Origin of the sequence: Variovorax sp. MHTC-1, assembly GCF_003984645.1 — a bacterium.
Taxonomy (GTDB): Bacteria; Pseudomonadota; Gammaproteobacteria; order Burkholderiales; family Burkholderiaceae_C; genus Variovorax.
Map to the genome: position 1 here is coordinate 20521 of NZ_RWKI01000016.1, position 15825 is coordinate 36345.

Here is a 15825-nt window from a genome sequence, read left to right on the forward strand (position 1 = left end):
GCCCAGGCACCTCACCAGAACGCGACGCTCAGTGCCGGTGGCTGCTTGCGCGCGCGCGGCCGTAGTGTTCGCCGAGCACGTCGCGCCCCCAGTCACCCTGGAAGTCGCGCCATACGCTGTGGATGTGGTTGCCGCCCGAGTTGTCCCATTCGATCAAGAAGCGCGCGCCCTGGATGCGCCAGTAGTGCGGCTGGCCGGGCTCGGTGGCGCCGGCCCATCCGAAGCGGATGCCGTCCAGGCCACCCGCACGCACGCGTTCCAGTCGCTGCTGTGCCAACGAAGATTCGGCCACCGAGGCCAGCGATTCGATGATGCGCAGCAGCAAGGCCTGCTGCGCTGCATCCATGGCGCTGAAGGCCACACCCACAGGTGCCAACGGGTCCAGCTGGGCGGCATTGCGCGTGACGATGTCGCCGAACGGCCGGTCACTGAAGATGGCCTGCTGGCGCTGCGCCGGCAAGAGCGCGGCCAGCAGCGCAAAGGCGCGGTCTTCCTCCTCGCCCAGCGCGCGCTGGCCTTTGCGCGGGCCCTTGTTGGCGATGTCGCGCGGCACCTGCGCCGGATTGGCACCCAAGAACTGCGGCAGCGTGGCCGCCACCTGGCCGTCGGCCAGCGTGAAGTGCAGCGAGAGATGATGCCCTTCAATACGCCAGCCCCAGGGCGAAGTGGAGTCCGGCGTGCCGAACAACGCGATGGCGTAGTTCTCCGGATCGCGCGAGAAGCCGAAGGATTCGATTTCGCGCAGCGCGATTTCCAATGCGATGACGGCCTGCACCTTGACCAGTCCAGGCTCCGACAAGGCCGCGGCCAGCAACTGCTGCGCCGCCCGGCGCTGTGCATCCTCCATGGCCTTGAATGCAATGCCGGGCCGGCTGCGCGGCGTGTAGTTCCAATCGGCACGCGCCTCCAGCGTGAACGGCCGCAGCAGCTCCGGCCGCTGCCCGGCCGGAGTCGCCCCCAGCAGCGCCCGCGCCGCGGCCGTCATCGCCTGCGCCGCGCGGCTGGTGTCGGCTGCTGCGGCGGCAAGGGGGACCACGGCGAGCAAGGTCCAGCAGCTCATCCAGGCGGGGAGAGTGCGCAGCAGCATGGTCGGTCTTTCTACTTGAGATGACCAATGAACAGGTGCAAGAATGCCTGAGTCCGGATGGCGAGTCGAGTCGGAGAGCATCGGCGGAACATCATTCGACATTCGCTCGATGCGAGGTGAGCATGGGATTCAGGCGTTCGCCGCTTCCTGTGCAGCCAGCGCGATGGTTCGCTTGGCGATGTTGACCAGGTGGATCTGACTCGTTCCCTCGTAGAGCCGGAACAGGCGCACATCGCGGTAGAAGCGCTCAGCCACATTGCCGGCCATGTAGCCGCCGCCGCCGAAGACCTGCACGGCCCGATCCGCGACGCGGCCGCACATCTCGGAGGCGAACAGCTTGCACATGGATGCTTCCATCGTGACGTCGGCGCCGTCGTCCCGCTTGCGTGCGGTCTCGAGCACCAGTGCACGCGCCGCATGCACCTCCGTGTTGCTCTCGGCGATCATCTGCTGCACCAGCTGGAACTCGCCGATCGGCTGCCCGAACTGCCGGCGCGATTGCGCGTGCTTCGCCATCTCCTCGACGAGCCGGATCGCAGGGCCAGTGCACAGGGCGGCCAGGTTGATGCGCTGCTTGTTCAGCGTCTTCATGGCGGTGCGAAAGCCCTGCCCTTCGATGCCGCCGACGATGGCGGAGGCTGCAACCCTGACCCGGTCCAGCACGACCTCGCCCACCGGGGACCCATGCTGGCCCAGCTTGCGACAGGGCGCGGAGGTCGACAAGCCCGGCGCGCCCCGCTCGACGAGGAATGCGGTGATGCCCTTGGCGCCTTTCGCGTCCGGGTCCGTCCTGGCGAAGACGGTGAACAGGTCGGCGATCGGTGCATTGGTGATGAAGCATTTCTTCCCGGTGATCAGGAAGCTGTCGCCGTCGCGCACCGCGACCGTCTTCTGTGCCGTCGCGTCGGAGCCGGCTTCCGGCTCGGTCAACGCGAAGCAGCCGGTCATCTCGCCGCTGGCGAGCCGCGGGAGGTAGGTCTTCTTCTGCCCGGGCGTGCCGTCGACCACGATGGACTCCGACGCGATACCGGTGTTGCCGCCGAAGCGCGCCCGGAATGCAGTCGCCACCTGCGAGACCTCGATGTTCACCAGCGACAGCTCCTCGGTGGTCAGGCCGGCGCCGCCATAGGCCTCGGGAATGCTGTGGCCGAACAGGCCGATCTCGCGCATGCGCTGCACCAGCGCCTCGGGGATCTCGTCGTTGCGGTCGACCTCCTCCTCGAGAGGCAAGCACTCGGCGCGGACGAACTGGCGCACTTCGGCGAGCAGGGCTCCAAATTTTTCAGGGTGACGGATCACGTGTCTATCCGATGCGGACTTGCCGCAGCAGCGCATACACCGAATCCCCGGGCGCTGCGCAACCCACCGGCTGTCGCGCACCGAACAGGTCCTCATCGGCGAGCGCGAGCTCCGGGCGCTCGCGCTCCTCGATCCAGTCGTACACGACCGTCCTGGCGGCGATCCGCCACTCGCCGTGCCGGCGTTCGAAGCGGTCGACGTAGCGTCCGCACAAGAAGGTCTGCCTGGGGTTCCCGGCAGCGGCCTGCAGCGCAAGAAAGCAGCTCTCCACCCCCGCGCGATCCTCATGCAGCTCGATGGAAACATTGCTCACCTGGTGCACGCGCCGGCCGCCCAGGCGCAGGCGTTGCAATGCTTGATCGATGAAACCCGCGGCGCTGCCCTTCCAGGCGCCGTGGCAGTCCGTGGCGTCCTCCCAGTAGGCGGATCGCAGCGCCGCCTCGTCGGCACGGTCGATGCCGCGGCAATAGCGATGGAGGCACTCCCGGATCGCCTCGCGATCGAGCAGGGCCTGCAGCTGCGCAGCGGAACTCATTGCGCCGGAGCGGCCGCTCGCTTGAACAGCTGCACGACGTTGCCTTCGGGGTCGCGCAGCGACATCACCGCGCCGTGCGCCCCCATGTCACGGATGCCGAGCACCTGGCCGCCCGCGCCGGCGATGCGTTCCTCGGCCCCGGCGAAGTCCTCCACCTCGAACACCATCACGAGCCCGGACGTCGCCGGCGCCGCCTCATCCTGGCACGCCACGGCCACGCTGGTGTTGCCGACGCCGTACTGGAACCAGCGGTCCCTGTCCTGGAACTTGAGCTTGAGCCCCAGCGCGGATTCGTAGAAGGAATGCATTTCGGCCGGCCGCTGCGCCACCACGTACACGTTCTGCAGCCGTTGAGGAGCGCTGTGCGTCGCGCTCACAGCGAAGTCTCCGACGCGCCGCCGTCGAGGCGCAGCACATCCGCGCTGATGAACCGAGAGCCGTCGCCGGCCAGGAAGCAGATCGCGTCGGCAATGTCTTCCACCGTCCCGAGCCGGCCGAGCGGCGTGCGCGCGATGCGCTTCGCATCGAGTTCCGCATTGCGGTGCTTCGCCGTGCCTTCGGTCGGCACCGCGCCCGGCGCCACCGCATTGACGCGGATGCGCCGCGCACCCAGATCGGCGGCGGCGGCGCGGGTGATCCCGAGCACGCCCGCCTTGAGGCCGCTATACACCACCGACCGGGCCGGCGACTTGAAGGCAGCGATGGACGCCACATTGATGATGGAGCCGCCGCGCTCCGGGTCCATCGCCTCGGCGGCGGCCTGGATGCCCCAGATCACCGACTTGAAGCCGATGTCGACCATGCGGTCCATCACCTCGGGCGTGATCTCCGCCAGCGGCTGGTAGCGCACCCAGGCGGCGTTGTTGACCATCACGTCCAGGCGGCCGGCGTCGCGCGCGAAGCGCAGCACGGCTTCGCGCATGCCGTCGCGGGTCGAGACGTCCTGCGGCAGCGGGATCGCCTTGCCGCCGAGTCTGAGGATCTCGGCGACGGTCTCTTCCACGAACTCCTGCTTCAGGTCATTGACGCCGACCGTGGCGCCCAGCCTGGCCATGGCGAGCGCGGCGGCCCGGCCGATGCCATGGCCGGCGCCGCTGATGAAGCCGGCGCGGCCTTCGAGAGATGCATTCATTGCTTGCCTTTCGTTTCCGGCACCAGCAGCGCATCGAGCGCGAATGCGCCATGCCCCTGGTCCATCACCACCAATGGATTGATGTCGATCTCCGCGACGACATCGGCGTGCCGCGCGGCGAATTGCGAGAGCGCCGCGACGGCGCGCGCCGCAGCCGCCACGTCCGCCTTGGCCCGGCCGCGCGCGCCGTCGAGCAAGGGGAAGGCCTTGAGCGAGCGCAGCATCTGCGTCGCCTGCTGTTCGCTGACGGGCGCGATTTGCAGCGCCACGTCGCGCAGCACCTCGGCAAAGATCCCGCCCAGGCCCACCATCACCACCGGTCCGAAGACCGGGTCTTTCTTGGTCCCGAGGATCAGCTCGATGCCGCCCTGCGCCATCTGCGCCACCAGCACGCCTGCGATCCGCGCCCGCGGCGCCTTCTGCGCGACCCGCGCCAGCAAGCGGTCGTACTCGTCCAGGAGCTGCACCTCCGAGCGCACGCCGACCACGACGCCGCCGACCTCGGTCTTGTGCAGGATGTCGGGCGAGACGATCTTGAGCACGAGCGGAAATCCGATCTCGCGCGCCGCCGCCAGCGCCTGGTCCCGGCTCGCAGCCGTGATCTCCTTGAGCACGGGCAGCCCCGCCTGCGCCAACACCGCCTTCGCATTCGCCTCGTTGACGAAGGCTTCGTCGGGCAGCACTTCGTCCGATGCCGCCGGCGCAGCCGTCGCGGCGGGTTCGCCGCGCGTGCCGAGCCGCACCAGCGCTGCCAGCGTCGAGCAAGCCGCATCGATGGTTTCAACCGTGGGGAACCCCATCTCGTTCAGCTGCGCCATGGTGTCGCGCGGCGGCTTGCAGCACAGAAGAATGAGCCGCGAGGGATGGTCGCGGCGCACCTGTTCCAGCGCGGCGAGGTAGATGTCGCGCAGCCGCGGCAGCTGGAAGGCATACGCGGACTGGAGGATCACGGCATCGCAGGATTCATCCTCCGCCACCGCCGACAGCACCTCGACCAGCAGCTCCGGCCGGCTCGACACCTGGGCCGTCATGTCGACCGGGTTCGCAGCCGATGCGAACGGCAGCACGGCGAGGATGCGCGCCTGCGTGCGCGCGGAGAGTTTCGGCAAGGCCAGGCCCTGCACGCTCGCCGCATCGGCCATCAGCACGCCGAAACCGCCCGAGGCCGTCACCAGCGCAGCGCGGTTGCCCTTCGGAACGCGCGCTGCGCCGACCACCGAGATCGCGTGGCCGACGTCCAGCAGCTGCTCGATGCCCGGCACCCGGATGGCGCCGCCATTGCGCAGCACCACGTCGAACACCGCGTCCGAGCCTGCCAACGCGCCGGTGTGCGATGCGGCTGCCTCGCTGCCGGCCGCCGACACGCCGACCTTCAGCACGACGATGGCCTTGCCGGCCTCGCGCGCCATCGACATCGCCCGCAGCAGCTTGCCGGCGTCGCGGCAGGTTTCCATGCAGCACAGGATCACCGAGGTGGCCGGGTCGCTGGCCAGCGAGGCGATGCCGTCGGCGATGTCGACATCGCATTCGTTGCCGGTGGTGAGCAGGCGGCTGATGCCGATGCCGCGTTCGGCGGCGAGGCGCATGGTGTAGCTGCCGAGGTTGCCGCTTTGCGAGACGATGCCGACATGCCCCGCGGCGGGCATGGCCGACTCCAGCGCCACCGAGAAGGTCGCGATGCTTTTCTCGGCCACCCCGATGGAGCCCAGGCAGTTCGGCCCCACGATGCGCATGCCCGATGTCTTCGCAACCCGGCCGATCGCGGCCTGCAGCCGGCTGCCTTCCTCGCCCATCTCGGAGAAGCCGGCGGAGAGAATGACCGCCGCGCGCACGCCTCGGCTCGCGCAGTCCTTGATCGCATCCAGCACGCTCTCGGGCGGCACCGCCACCACGGCCAGCTCGGGCGCCTCCGGCAGGTCCGCCACGCTCGCGTAGGCGGGCAGCGACTGCACCGTGCCGGCCTTGCGGTTGATCGGGTAGATCGCGCCGCGGTAGCCGTATTTCAGGAGAAACTGCAGCGGCCGCCCGCCGATCTTGGTCACGTCCTCCGAGGCGCCGACGATCGCGATCGAGCGCGGCTGGAACAGCGCGTCCAGGCCCCTTCCCACTTCTACGACGGTCATGGCTCAACGTCCCTTGTAGACCGGCGGGCGCTTTTCCAGGAAGGCCTGGCGCGCTTCCTTGGCGTCCTCGGTCTTGGACAGCGCCATGGTGATGTTCTGCTCGAAGCGGTAGCCGTCGCGCTGCGGCATCAGGTCCATCATGTTGGCGGCCTGCTTGGCGTAGGCCAGCGCGAGCGGGCTCTTGGATGCCATCTCCTGCGCCAGGCGCAGGGCCGCGGGCAGCAGCTGGTCCGGCGGCAGCACTTCGTCCAGCACGCCCCGGCGGTACAACTCGGCGGCGGGCACGCGCATGCCGGTGAAGAACATGCGACGCGTGAAGGATCGGCCGAACATGGTCCGCAGCATCGACACCCCACCGGCCAGTCCGACGTTGATCTCCGGCATCGCGAAGCTCGCGTCCTCGGAGGCCAGGAAGATGTCGCAGGCGGCCATCAGGCCGAAGCCGGCGCCCAAGGCCGGACCATTGACGGCGGCGATCACTGGCTTGGCGCACTCGCGGATCGCGTTGCCGGTCTCCCGCGTCAGGCGGTTGTGGCCCAGGAAGTCGCCGGGCTTGTCGGCGTCGGGGCGATCCTTCAGGTCGGCGCCGGAGCAGAAATACTTGCCCGTGCCGGTGAGGATGGCGACGCGGATGTCGGCGCGTTCGGAGACCTCGTCGAACACATCGATCAGGCGCTGCCGCGTCGCGCGGTCCAGTGCGTTGACCGGCGGCTTGTCGAGCCGCACGACGGCGACGTACTCGGAAACTTCAAGGCTGACGTTCATGGCGAACTCCTGGAAAGGTGGGTTGCGGCGCGAGTCGGCGACTCGTCCGCCGGGGCATCGGGGTCTTGCGGCGCGAGCAGCCGCGCCGCGTGGGTGAGGCGGTCGCCGTAGCGGAATTCGGAGGCCAGCAGGCGCTGGGCCAGGCGCGTGGCCAGGACCTCCTCGCTCACGCCCATGCCGCCATGCATCTGGATCGCGCTTTCCGCGCAAGCCCTTGCGCTGTCCGCCAGCGCCACCTTCATCAGGCGCAGCGTGCGGCGCAGGCCGGCCGCGCCGCTCTCGTATTCCCGGAAGGCGTGCATCAGCAGGCCCTTGGCGCCGAGGTAGCGCACGTACATGTCGGCCGTGCGGTGCCTGAGCACCTGGAAGGACGACAGCGTCACGCCGAACTGGCGCCGCTCCTTCAGGTGGTCCACGGTCTGCTGGATCAGCGCGGCCAGCGCGGCCACGGTGTCCGCCGCCGTCAGCAGGAGGGCCGCGTTGTCGGCCTGGACCAGCGCGCGCTGCGCCTCGGCGCCGCGCGCCATGCAGGCCAGCGCCGGCACTGTCAGCTGCTCCAGCCGGAAGTCGGCGCCGCGCCGCCCTTCCATCGTGCGGTAGCTCGTCGCGGGCGCGGGGATGCGCTCCCTGTCGACCAGGAAGATCGCCGCCTCGCCCGTGCCCTGCAGCACCGCGGGCACCAGATAGTGCGTGGCCTCCAGCGACACATCGACGCCCTGGACCGCCCCGGTCAGCTCGTAGCCGATGTCCAGCTGCTTCGCCTGCACCGCGATGTCGTCCAGCGATGCGGACAGCGCGGTCAGCGGCGCGATCTTCGCGCTGCCCTCGCACACGGCTTCCAGCCAGCGCGCGGCGGTTTCGGGCGCCGCGGCCTGCAGCAAGATGGGTGCGACGGCACAGGTCTCCACCACCGGCAAGTGCAGCCCGTGCGTGGCGAGGCCCTCGACGACGGAGCCAAGGTCGGCCAGCGTGCCGCCGACGCCGCCGGACTCTTCGGGCACGACCGTGCAGGCCCAGCCCATTTCACGGATCGGATCGGCATCGGTGAAGTTCTGCGTCGCGGCATGGTCCTGCGCGAAGCGGTCGGCCGCATCGAGCAGCATGCCGGGAAACAATGGCGTGAATGACATGGACACTTTTCAGGCTCCCAGCAATTCGTTGGCGACGACATTGCGCTGCACTTCGGAGGTGCCGCCCGCAATCGTTCTCGCCCTCGTGAACATGTAGTTCTGCACCCAGGTCGCGCCGGGCTCGCCCTCGCCGTCATCGGCGAGAAAGCGGTGGGCCGCCTCTGGTCCGACCGCATCGAGCGCGATGGAGGTCAGGCGCTGGGCGACGTCGCTGCACAGCAGCTTGATCACCGAAGGCTGCACGCCGAGCGGACGCTGGTGCTTCAGGTCATCCGTCGCGTTGGCCAGGATGACGCGCGCACCCTTGACGTCGGCTTCGGCCAGCAACAGCCTGTAGCGCAGGCTGCTGAAATCTCGGCGGCCGACGACCGCCTTCGCAGCCTCTTCCACCACGCGCGTGACTTGCCGGCGCACCAGTTCCAGCCGCGCGACATTCGCCGGCGGCAGGCGCTCTCGTTCCAGCAGGTACTTGGCGCAGGTCCAGCCTTTGCCGACCTCGCCGATCAGGTTGGCGGCGGGCACACGCACCTCGTCGAAGAACACCTCGTTCAGATGGTGCCAGCCGTCGATGGTGCGGATGGGGCGCACCGTGATGCCCTTGCTGTCCATCGGCACCAGGATCAGCGAGATGCCGTCCTGCTTCTTCGCCTCCTTCGAGGTGCGCACCAGCATGTAGATCATGTTGGCTTCGTGCGCGTGCGAGGTCCAGATCTTCTGGCCGTTGATCACGTAGTCGGCGCCGTCCAGCCGCGCGCTGGTGCTGAGCGACGCGAGGTCCGAGCCCGAGCCCGGCTCCGAGTAGCCCTGGCACCACCAGTCGGAGCCATCCAGGATGCGCGGCAGGAAGCGCGCCTTCTGCTCGGCGGTGCCGAAGCGGATGATGACGGGGCCGATGTGACCCAGACCGTGGTGGTACAGCGGCGGGCAATCGGCCTCGGCCATCACTTCCTCGAAGATCAACCTCTGCTGGATGTCCCAGCCGGTGCCGCCGTGCTCGCGCGGCCAGCTGGGCGCGCCCCAGCCCTTCTCATGGAGGATCTTCTGCCACCCCAGGTATTCGCGCTTGGTGACCTTCTGGCCCGCGGCGACCACGGCGCGGATCTCCGGCGGGCAGGCGCTGCGGGCGAAGTCCTCCAGCTCGCGGCGGAACGCGGCGTAAGCATCCGCCTCGCCATCGGCGATTTCGGTGTTCGACATGTTGTCTCCAGTCCTGTTGTCTATTGGCCGCCGGGCTCGGCGGCCGCGTCGCCGCCCGTGCGCAGCTTCGTGATCAGTTCGTCCAGGGCGGCAGCGGCCCCGTCCGCGTCACGCCGGCGAAGGCAGAGCACGACCTTGCGCCGAAGCGGAAACAAGTCCGGCCGCGGCCGCATCCGGATGACGTGCGTCATCCGTTCGCGCAGGATGGTGGTCATCGTCTGCGCCATCAGCGTGAGGGCCTCGTTGTGGCCGGCGGCCGCGATGGCGGAGAAGAAGCGGCTTGCCGACTCGATGCGCTGGTCGAGCGATTCCGTGGCCTGATGTCGCTCGATGCCGTCGACGGCGGCCTCGATCGCATCGATCTCGCCTTCGGCGGCTCGCTCGCACGCCAGCCGCAGCAGCGTCCCATACAGCGTGCGGTAGGCTTCATCGAGATCGGCCGAGCCGAGCCGGCCCTGGATCACCAGCGTGCGAAGCGACTCGGCCAGCATCATGTAGGCGCCCTTGTAGAACACCAGCGCCTGGTCGGCGGGGCCTCCGCTCATGTGCTTCACTTCTCCGATGAAGACGTCGTGATCGCCGGCCTCATGACGGGCGTGGACGCTGCACTCGAAGCTGGCGAGGCAGTCTTCGATGACCGGCATCCCGAGAGGCCCCGAGCGCCAGGCCACGCCTTCGAACTTGTCCGCGATCTTGCTCGAGGCGAAGCGACTCGACAGCGCATCCTGGCGCTCGGACAGGATGTTGATGGCGAACGCATCGGCTTCGGCGAACGCGCCCAGCAAGCTGCTTGCCTTGCGCAGGCTGAACAGCACCAGCGGCGGCTCCAGCGATACCGAGCTGAAGGAATTGCAGGTCAGGCCTGCGGGCTGTCCGTCGGCGGTACGCGTCGTGATGATGGCCACGCCCGTCGGAAAGCAGCCGAGCAGCTGTCGAAACAGCGTCGGTTCGATGGCATCGCGGTGCAAGGTCGTGCTGGTCATGGCGTATACCTGCGCGCCTCAGGCGGCGGCGACCTCGGTGGCCGGCTTGGCCACGTGCGGCGGGTCGTTGGCAATCTCGCGCTGCACGGCGGGCATGATGACCTTGGCCCACAGCTCCAGGTGCTTCAGCATCGTGGGGTGGTCGAAGTCACCCATCTGCGTCTGGAAACAGTAGTGCACGGGCTTGATGGCGCGGATCTCGCGCACCACCCGCTCGATCACCGTGTCCACCGAGCCCACGGGCAACAGGGCACGCATCTCGTCCAGGGTCGGCTCCCCTTCCACCATCGTCTCGGCCACCTGGTAGTCCTCGCCGATCTGCGCCGTGCGGCGCTTCAGGCTGAGCGCCACGCGACGCTGGTAGCGGGCGCAATCGAGGTAGCGATCCACTTCGGCCTTGTTCTCGCTGGCGTAGGCCGCGCGCAGCACGCCGACCGGCACCTGGGCCGGGTTCTTGCCTTCACCCACAGCCACCTTGTCGATCAGGGCGCGGGTGGCCTGCAGCTTCTCCACGCCGCCGTCGCCGCCGGAGACGAACACGTGGTGGCCGCCACGCACGGCGCGGGCCAGGAAGGTCGGGTCCACGCTGGTCACCCACAACGGCGGCATCGGCTGCTGCACTGCGCGCTGGCTGATCGCACTCTCGGGCTGCTGGTAGAACTGGCCGTCGTAGGCGAACTTCGGCTCCTTCAGGCCGAGCTCCAGCATGTCCAGCATCTCCAGCGTGCGCTGCTTGGAGGTCTCCAGCGAAACGCCGAAGCGCTCGAACTCGAAGTGCTGGTAGCCGGAGCCGATGCCCAGGTTCAGGCGGCCGTCGGACAGCTGGTCCACCATCGCGACGTCGGCGATCAGGCGGGCCGGGGTGTACAGCGGTGCGACGACAATGCCGGTGCCCAGGCGAATGTTGCGGGTGACGGCGGCGCAGTGCGCGATCATCGTGAGCGGCGACGAGCACATGCCGTAGTTGCTGAAATGATGTTCCGCGAACCAGGCGCCGCCGAAGCCCAGTTCGTCCGCCAGCCGCGTCTGCTCCACGGCATCGCGCAGGATCTGGTGGGAGGTCTTATGTTTGTTTCGCTGCTGCATCAGAATGAAGATTCCGAAATCCATGACGAGGCTCCTGGTTGGCTTTGGTTGCGTGGAGCGATCTTAGGAACGGGGTGCCTGCCCTGCGCACCACGCCGCGCACACCTTCTTTGCGGTTTCTGAAATGAAGGCCCTCGACTCGCTGCGAATCTTCGTGACCACCTTGAGGAAGGGAAGCCTCTCGGCGGCGGCGCGCAGCCTCAGTCTTTCCCCTGCCACCATCTCGCGCCGCATCAGCGCGCTGGAGGAAGAGTTGGGCGTGCAACTGGTGGACCGCACCAGCCGCAAGCTCAAGGTCACCGAGGCGGGACAGGCCTTCCTGACGCGCGCGGAGGTGGTGCTGGAGGCGATGGCGGAGGCGGAAGAAGCCGCGCGCAGCTCGAAGCTCCTCCCCGAGGGGCGGCTGCGCATCCACTCGCGCACGCAGATCGGCCTGCGCGTGATCGCGCCGCTGCTGCCGCGCTTCGCCGAGCGCCATCCGGACATCCAGCTGGAGATGGAACTTTCCGAACACCCGGTGAACCTGGTGGAGCAGGATTTCGACATCGACATCCGCACCGGGGAGTCGCACGATTCGAGCTTCGTGATCAAGCGGCTGCTCAGCAGCGACGAAGTGCTGGTGGCCAGCCCCTCCTTCATGAAGGTCTACAAGCGGATCCGGCATCCGCGCGACCTGCCGGAGGTTCGATGCCTCACGTACCGACGCGAGCATGAGGCCACCACCTGGAAGTACATCGACGAACAGGGAGAGCAGCAGGAGCTGGTGATCCGGGGGGTGCTCAGTTCGAACAACGGCGAGCTGCTGCGGCTGGCCGCCATCGGCGGCATGGGCATTGCGCTGCTGTCGGAGCCCACGGTGCGCAGTTGCATCCAGGACGGCTCGCTGGTGCGGCTCCTGCCCGACTACCGGTTCGCAGTGCGCGGGTTCTCCAACGGGATCTACGCGGTGTTCCGCCAGAGCCGCGCGCTGCCCTTGAAGGTGCGCGCTTTCGTCGACTTCATCGCCGAGGCGCTGCGCGAAGGCGATGCCGCCTGAGGCCGGCCTCAGTCCGCGAAGCGGTGCGCCGGCATTCCGGCGGCCGGCATCCCGCTGAGCGCGAACAGGCCGCCATCCTGCGGCCGGAGGCCCGCGAGATGCGTGCTCCTGGAGATCGACGTGACATAGGCCACTTCGAACTGCGGTCCGCCGAAGCAGAGGCTGGTCGGATGGGTGGCCGGCAGTTCCACCATTCGGTCGAGCCGTCCGTCGGGCGCGAAGCGGGCGATCTTTCCGATCCGGGTCAGCACGGTCCAGAGGAAGCCCTGGGCGTCCACGGTCGCGCCGTCGGGGCCGGAGCCGTAATCCTCGGTCTGCACGAAGACGCGCTGCCTGGACAACGGCCCTTCCGGCGCGTAGTCATAGGCCCAGATCGTGCGGACCGCGCTGTCGGCCACGTAGAGCGTGCGGCCGTCGAGGCTGAAGCAGGGACCGTTGGTCAACCCGAATGCATCCGCAATGCGCTCCACAGAGCAGTCGGGCCGCAGCCGATACAGGCCGCCGAGGACAGCGTCGCCCGGCTGGCGGTTGATGTGCATGGTGCCGGCGATGAAGTTGCCCCAGGGGTCGCATTTGCCGTCGTTGAGGCGCACGTCCGGGTGATCGATGTCGATGCGGGCCAGGATCTCCAGCTTGCGCGAGGCGAAGTCGTAGCGGGCGAAGCAGTTCTTCAGCGCCGCGACCACCGAGCCGCTTTCGCAAGGCGCGATCGAGCCGACCGGCGCGGGCAGGCCGTGTTGCTCGGCCTCCCCGGCGGCAGGCCACAGCCGCCGTAGCGTTCCCGCCAGCGAGTCGATCCAGCACACGGAATGCGTGCGCGCATGCCAGCATGGGCTTTCGCCGAGCAGGTCCTTCGTCTCGCCGATCCTTCGAATCTCCACGGTCGTCATGGGCTCGAAGTTTGGCGGCGATCCGGCGCCGCCGATGGCGCGCCCTGCAAAGCAGCTTTGCGCTTCCTGCGTTCCCGTGCTCCCGCCCGGCTCCTAGAGTGACCCGGATGAACGAACGAGCCGCTCCTCCCCCGCCCCTGCAGGGCATCCGCGTTATCGAACTCGGCAATTACATCGCGGGCCCCGGCACCGCGATGACGCTGGGCGACCTCGGCGCGGAGGTGGTCAAGGTCGAATCGCTGGAAGGCGACATGGCGCGCCACACGGGCCACTTCGGCCACGCCATGCTGCGCGCCTACAACCGCAGCAAGAAGTCGATTGCCCTGGATTTGCGCAATCCGCGCGGGGTGGAGATCGCGCGGCGCCTGATCGCGCATGCCGACGTGGTGGTGCAGAACCTGCGGCCTGGGGCTGCCGAGGCACTTGGACTGGGCGCCGATGCGTTGCGCGAAGGACAGCCGGGACTGGTCTACGTCTCGATCAGCGGCTTCCCCGCGAGCGCGCCTTCGCGCGACCGGCCCGGCTACGACATCGCGGCGCAGGCGGAAAGCGGCCTGATGTCGGTGACCGGCGAGCCGCAGGGCCTGCCGCAGAAGGTGGGCGCCACCATCATCGACACGGCCACCGTGCAGGTGGCGGCCCAGGCCATCCTCGCCGCGCTGTTCCGCCGCGTGCGCACCGGCATCGGCGAAACCATCCGCATCTCGCTGCTGGAAGTGGCGCTGAACCTGCAGCTGCCGAACTGGAGCGACTACCTGGCGCGCGGCGTCGAGCCCACCCGCAGCGGCGACGGCCAGCCGCTGAGCGCCCCGGCAGCAGACATCTTTCGCACCCGCGACGGCATGGTCGTCGTCTCCGCCTACGTGCAGGCGCACTGGGTGCGCCTGTGCGAGACCATCGGCTGCCCCGAGCTGGCGACCGACCCACGCTTCCTCACCAACGAGCTGCGGGTCGCGAACCGGCCGGCCATGAAGGAGGCCGTGAGCGAACGGCTTTCGCGCTACGGCACGCGCGAGTGCGTCGACCTGCTCACTCGCAACAGCATCGTGGTGGGTGTCGTGCGCAGCTACAGCGATGCCCTTGCAGGCGAAGACTTCCGGGCCAGCAGCATGGTCATCGAGGCTGCGCCGAACGGCGATCGCCCCGGTTATCGCAGCTTCGGCCTGCCCTACGAGCTGTGCGACACGCCGCGCCGCCAGACCCAGGCCGCACCGGCCCACGGCGCGCACACCGAGGAATTGCTGCGGGAGGCGGGGTTGAGCCATGCCGAGATCGCGGCGCTGCGCGAGGCAGGCGTCGTGAAGGCCGATCAGTCCGCCCGCGTCCCCGGAACGGTGGATGTCATTCGTTGAAGTGCTCAACGGATCGACGCGGATAGGCCGCGCAGCGCTGCCCCGCGTGCACGACATACAAAGCAGCTTTTCATTCCCTGCACGTCCGCGCGCTGCACCCAGCCATAGACTGAGTTCAGGATTTACCCGCCCGCTGAGGGACAACAAGGAGACAAAGTGAGCTATCTGAAATTCATCTCGGGACTGCTGTCCGGACTGGTCGTGGCGCTGGGTTCGGTCCATGCGCAGACGGCCACCAAGATCGTCGTCCCCTTCGCCGCCGGTGGAGGCACCGACCAGTACGTCCGCATCCTTGCAGCCGAACTGACGAAGCGCGGGACCCAGATCATCGTGGAAAACAAGCCCGGCGCCAGCGGCATCGTCGCCGCAGACTACGTGGCGAGGTCGCGCCCGGATGGGCTCACCGTGCTGGTGTCATCGCTGGGGACCCTGGCGAACAACACCGTCCTCTACGAGAAGCTGCCCTACGATCCCAACAAGGACTTCGCGCCGGTCACGCAGATCGCCTACCAGCCGGCGATCATCGTCGGCCGGGCCGACCTGCCGTACCACAACATCAAGGAGATGGTCGCGTACGCCAAGGCCAACCCCGGCAAGATCAACCGCGGCTCCCCGGGTGCGGCGATCCTGACCAACCTCGCTCCCATGAGCTTCGAGAAGAACGTCGGCATCAGTACCACCCATATCCCCTTCAACGGCGATGCACCCGCCGTGCAGGCCCTGCTCGGCGGCCAGATCGACATCCATGGGACGTCCCTCACCGGCTCCTTGCCGCACATCCGCAGCGGCAAGCTCCGCGTGCTGGGCGTGATGGACAGCCGCAGGCTGCCCCAGCTGCCCGAGGCGCCGACGTTCAAGGAAATGGGCTACGACCTCGAAGCCACGCTGTGGTACTCGCTTTCCGTGCCGTCTGCCACGCCGAGGGACGCGATCGACCGTCTGAACAAGGCGGTCAACCAGGTGATCGCCGACCCGGAGTTCGTTACCAAGGCCCGCGCCATCGGCATGGAGCCGCGCGGCGGTACGCCCGAGGAGCTGGCGAAGTTCGTGCGCACGGAGCACGATCGCTGGGTCCCGCTGCTGCAGAGCCTGAACCTTCCGAAGCAGGTGCAATGAGCGGTTAGGCCTGGTGATTCGAAGGCCGCCCAGGGGCGACGCCCCCGATTGACGGCGCGGACGCAAGGTCCGCGCGACTCAGGCGGAAAAATGG

General features: G+C 68.4%; 15 protein-coding genes. 3 read left to right on the plus strand and 12 right to left on the minus strand.

Annotated features, from left to right (window positions below):
* Positions 1-28: 28 nt before the first annotated feature.
* From EJI01_RS21500 to EJI01_RS21550, 11 genes are all read right to left on the minus strand, one after another.
* Entirely contained in the window at positions 29-1087 is a 1059-nt protein-coding gene (locus EJI01_RS21500) for a DUF3500 domain-containing protein (RefSeq protein WP_185879002.1), read from the minus strand.
* Positions 1088-1216: 129 nt separating this feature from the next.
* On the minus strand, positions 1217-2386 hold the full coding sequence (locus EJI01_RS21505; protein ID WP_126839168.1) for an acyl-CoA dehydrogenase family protein: 1170 nt from the start codon (positions 2384-2386) through the stop codon (positions 1217-1219).
* Between the two features lie 4 nt (positions 2387-2390).
* Positions 2391-2921 (minus strand): nuclear transport factor 2 family protein, encoded by a 531-nt coding sequence (locus EJI01_RS21510; RefSeq protein ID WP_126839169.1) that lies wholly within the window; start codon positions 2919-2921, stop codon positions 2391-2393.
* A complete protein-coding gene (locus EJI01_RS21515; protein WP_126839170.1) occupies positions 2918-3298 on the minus strand; it encodes a VOC family protein in 381 nt (126 codons plus the stop codon). Before EJI01_RS21515 ends, EJI01_RS21510 begins: the two co-directional genes overlap by 4 nt.
* The gene (locus EJI01_RS21520; RefSeq protein ID WP_126839171.1) at positions 3295-4053 is read right to left on the minus strand and encodes an SDR family NAD(P)-dependent oxidoreductase; all 759 of its coding nucleotides are present in this window, start codon (positions 4051-4053) and stop codon (positions 3295-3297) included. The genes EJI01_RS21515 and EJI01_RS21520 overlap by 4 nt, the downstream gene beginning before the upstream one ends.
* The gene (locus tag EJI01_RS21525; RefSeq protein ID WP_126839172.1) at positions 4050-6176 is read right to left on the minus strand and encodes an acetate--CoA ligase family protein; all 2127 of its coding nucleotides are present in this window, start codon (positions 6174-6176) and stop codon (positions 4050-4052) included. The genes EJI01_RS21520 and EJI01_RS21525 overlap by 4 nt, the downstream gene beginning before the upstream one ends.
* A 3-nt stretch (positions 6177-6179) precedes the next feature.
* On the minus strand, positions 6180-6941 hold the full coding sequence (locus EJI01_RS21530) for an enoyl-CoA hydratase/isomerase family protein (protein ID WP_126839173.1): 762 nt from the start codon (positions 6939-6941) through the stop codon (positions 6180-6182).
* Positions 6938-8071, minus strand: coding sequence for an acyl-CoA dehydrogenase family protein (locus EJI01_RS21535; protein ID WP_260602571.1), 1134 nt, complete (start codon positions 8069-8071; stop codon positions 6938-6940). Before EJI01_RS21535 ends, EJI01_RS21530 begins: the two co-directional genes overlap by 4 nt.
* A gap of 9 nt (positions 8072-8080) precedes the next feature.
* Positions 8081-9268, minus strand: a complete 1188-nt coding sequence (locus EJI01_RS21540; protein WP_126839175.1) for an acyl-CoA dehydrogenase family protein — start codon at positions 9266-9268, stop codon at positions 8081-8083.
* 20 nt (positions 9269-9288) lie between these two features.
* Positions 9289-10251, minus strand: a complete 963-nt coding sequence (locus EJI01_RS21545; protein WP_126839176.1) for a flavin reductase — start codon at positions 10249-10251, stop codon at positions 9289-9291.
* A gap of 18 nt (positions 10252-10269) precedes the next feature.
* On the minus strand, positions 10270-11361 hold the full coding sequence (locus EJI01_RS21550) for an LLM class flavin-dependent oxidoreductase (RefSeq protein ID WP_126839177.1): 1092 nt from the start codon (positions 11359-11361) through the stop codon (positions 10270-10272).
* 100 nt (positions 11362-11461) lie between these two features.
* Between EJI01_RS21550 and EJI01_RS21555 the strand changes: the two genes are divergently transcribed.
* On the plus strand, positions 11462-12373 hold the full coding sequence (locus EJI01_RS21555) for a LysR family transcriptional regulator (protein ID WP_126839178.1): 912 nt from the start codon (positions 11462-11464) through the stop codon (positions 12371-12373).
* Positions 12374-12381: 8 nt separating this feature from the next.
* Here EJI01_RS21555 and EJI01_RS21560 read toward each other — a convergent pair whose 3' ends face one another.
* Complete coding sequence (locus EJI01_RS21560) at positions 12382-13263, minus strand: SMP-30/gluconolactonase/LRE family protein (RefSeq protein WP_126839179.1); 882 nt, start codon at positions 13261-13263, stop codon at positions 12382-12384.
* Positions 13264-13370: 107 nt separating this feature from the next.
* Between EJI01_RS21560 and EJI01_RS21565 the strand changes: the two genes are divergently transcribed.
* Both EJI01_RS21565 and EJI01_RS21570 read left to right on the plus strand, forming a co-directional pair.
* A complete protein-coding gene (locus tag EJI01_RS21565) occupies positions 13371-14615 on the plus strand; it encodes a CaiB/BaiF CoA transferase family protein (RefSeq protein WP_126839180.1) in 1245 nt (414 codons plus the stop codon).
* Positions 14616-14771: 156 nt separating this feature from the next.
* Positions 14772-15731, plus strand: coding sequence for a tripartite tricarboxylate transporter substrate binding protein (locus tag EJI01_RS21570; RefSeq protein WP_260602572.1), 960 nt, complete (start codon positions 14772-14774; stop codon positions 15729-15731).
* The last annotated feature ends 94 nt before the right edge of the window (positions 15732-15825 follow it).

Coding starts and splice junctions, on each gene's coding strand:
- EJI01_RS21560 (WP_126839179.1), bottom strand. CDS start 13,263: ATGACGACCGTGGAGATTCGAAGGATCGGCGAGACGAAGGACCTGCTC.
- EJI01_RS21535 (WP_260602571.1), bottom strand. CDS start 8,071: ATGTCATTCACGCCATTGTTTCCCGGCATGCTGCTCGATGCGGCCGAC.
- EJI01_RS21545 (WP_126839176.1), bottom strand. CDS start 10,251: ATGACCAGCACGACCTTGCACCGCGATGCCATCGAACCGACGCTGTTT.
- EJI01_RS21530 (WP_126839173.1), bottom strand. CDS start 6,941: ATGAACGTCAGCCTTGAAGTTTCCGAGTACGTCGCCGTCGTGCGGCTC.
- EJI01_RS21565 (WP_126839180.1), top strand. CDS start 13,371: ATGAACGAACGAGCCGCTCCTCCCCCGCCCCTGCAGGGCATCCGCGTT.
- EJI01_RS21555 (WP_126839178.1), top strand. CDS start 11,462: ATGAAGGCCCTCGACTCGCTGCGAATCTTCGTGACCACCTTGAGGAAG.
- EJI01_RS21510 (WP_126839169.1), bottom strand. CDS start 2,921: ATGAGTTCCGCTGCGCAGCTGCAGGCCCTGCTCGATCGCGAGGCGATC.
- EJI01_RS21520 (WP_126839171.1), bottom strand. CDS start 4,053: ATGAATGCATCTCTCGAAGGCCGCGCCGGCTTCATCAGCGGCGCCGGC.
- EJI01_RS21550 (WP_126839177.1), bottom strand. CDS start 11,361: ATGGATTTCGGAATCTTCATTCTGATGCAGCAGCGAAACAAACATAAG.
- EJI01_RS21540 (WP_126839175.1), bottom strand. CDS start 9,268: ATGTCGAACACCGAAATCGCCGATGGCGAGGCGGATGCTTACGCCGCG.
- EJI01_RS21525 (WP_126839172.1), bottom strand. CDS start 6,176: ATGACCGTCGTAGAAGTGGGAAGGGGCCTGGACGCGCTGTTCCAGCCG.
- EJI01_RS21500 (WP_185879002.1), bottom strand. CDS start 1,087: ATGCTGCTGCGCACTCTCCCCGCCTGGATGAGCTGCTGGACCTTGCTC.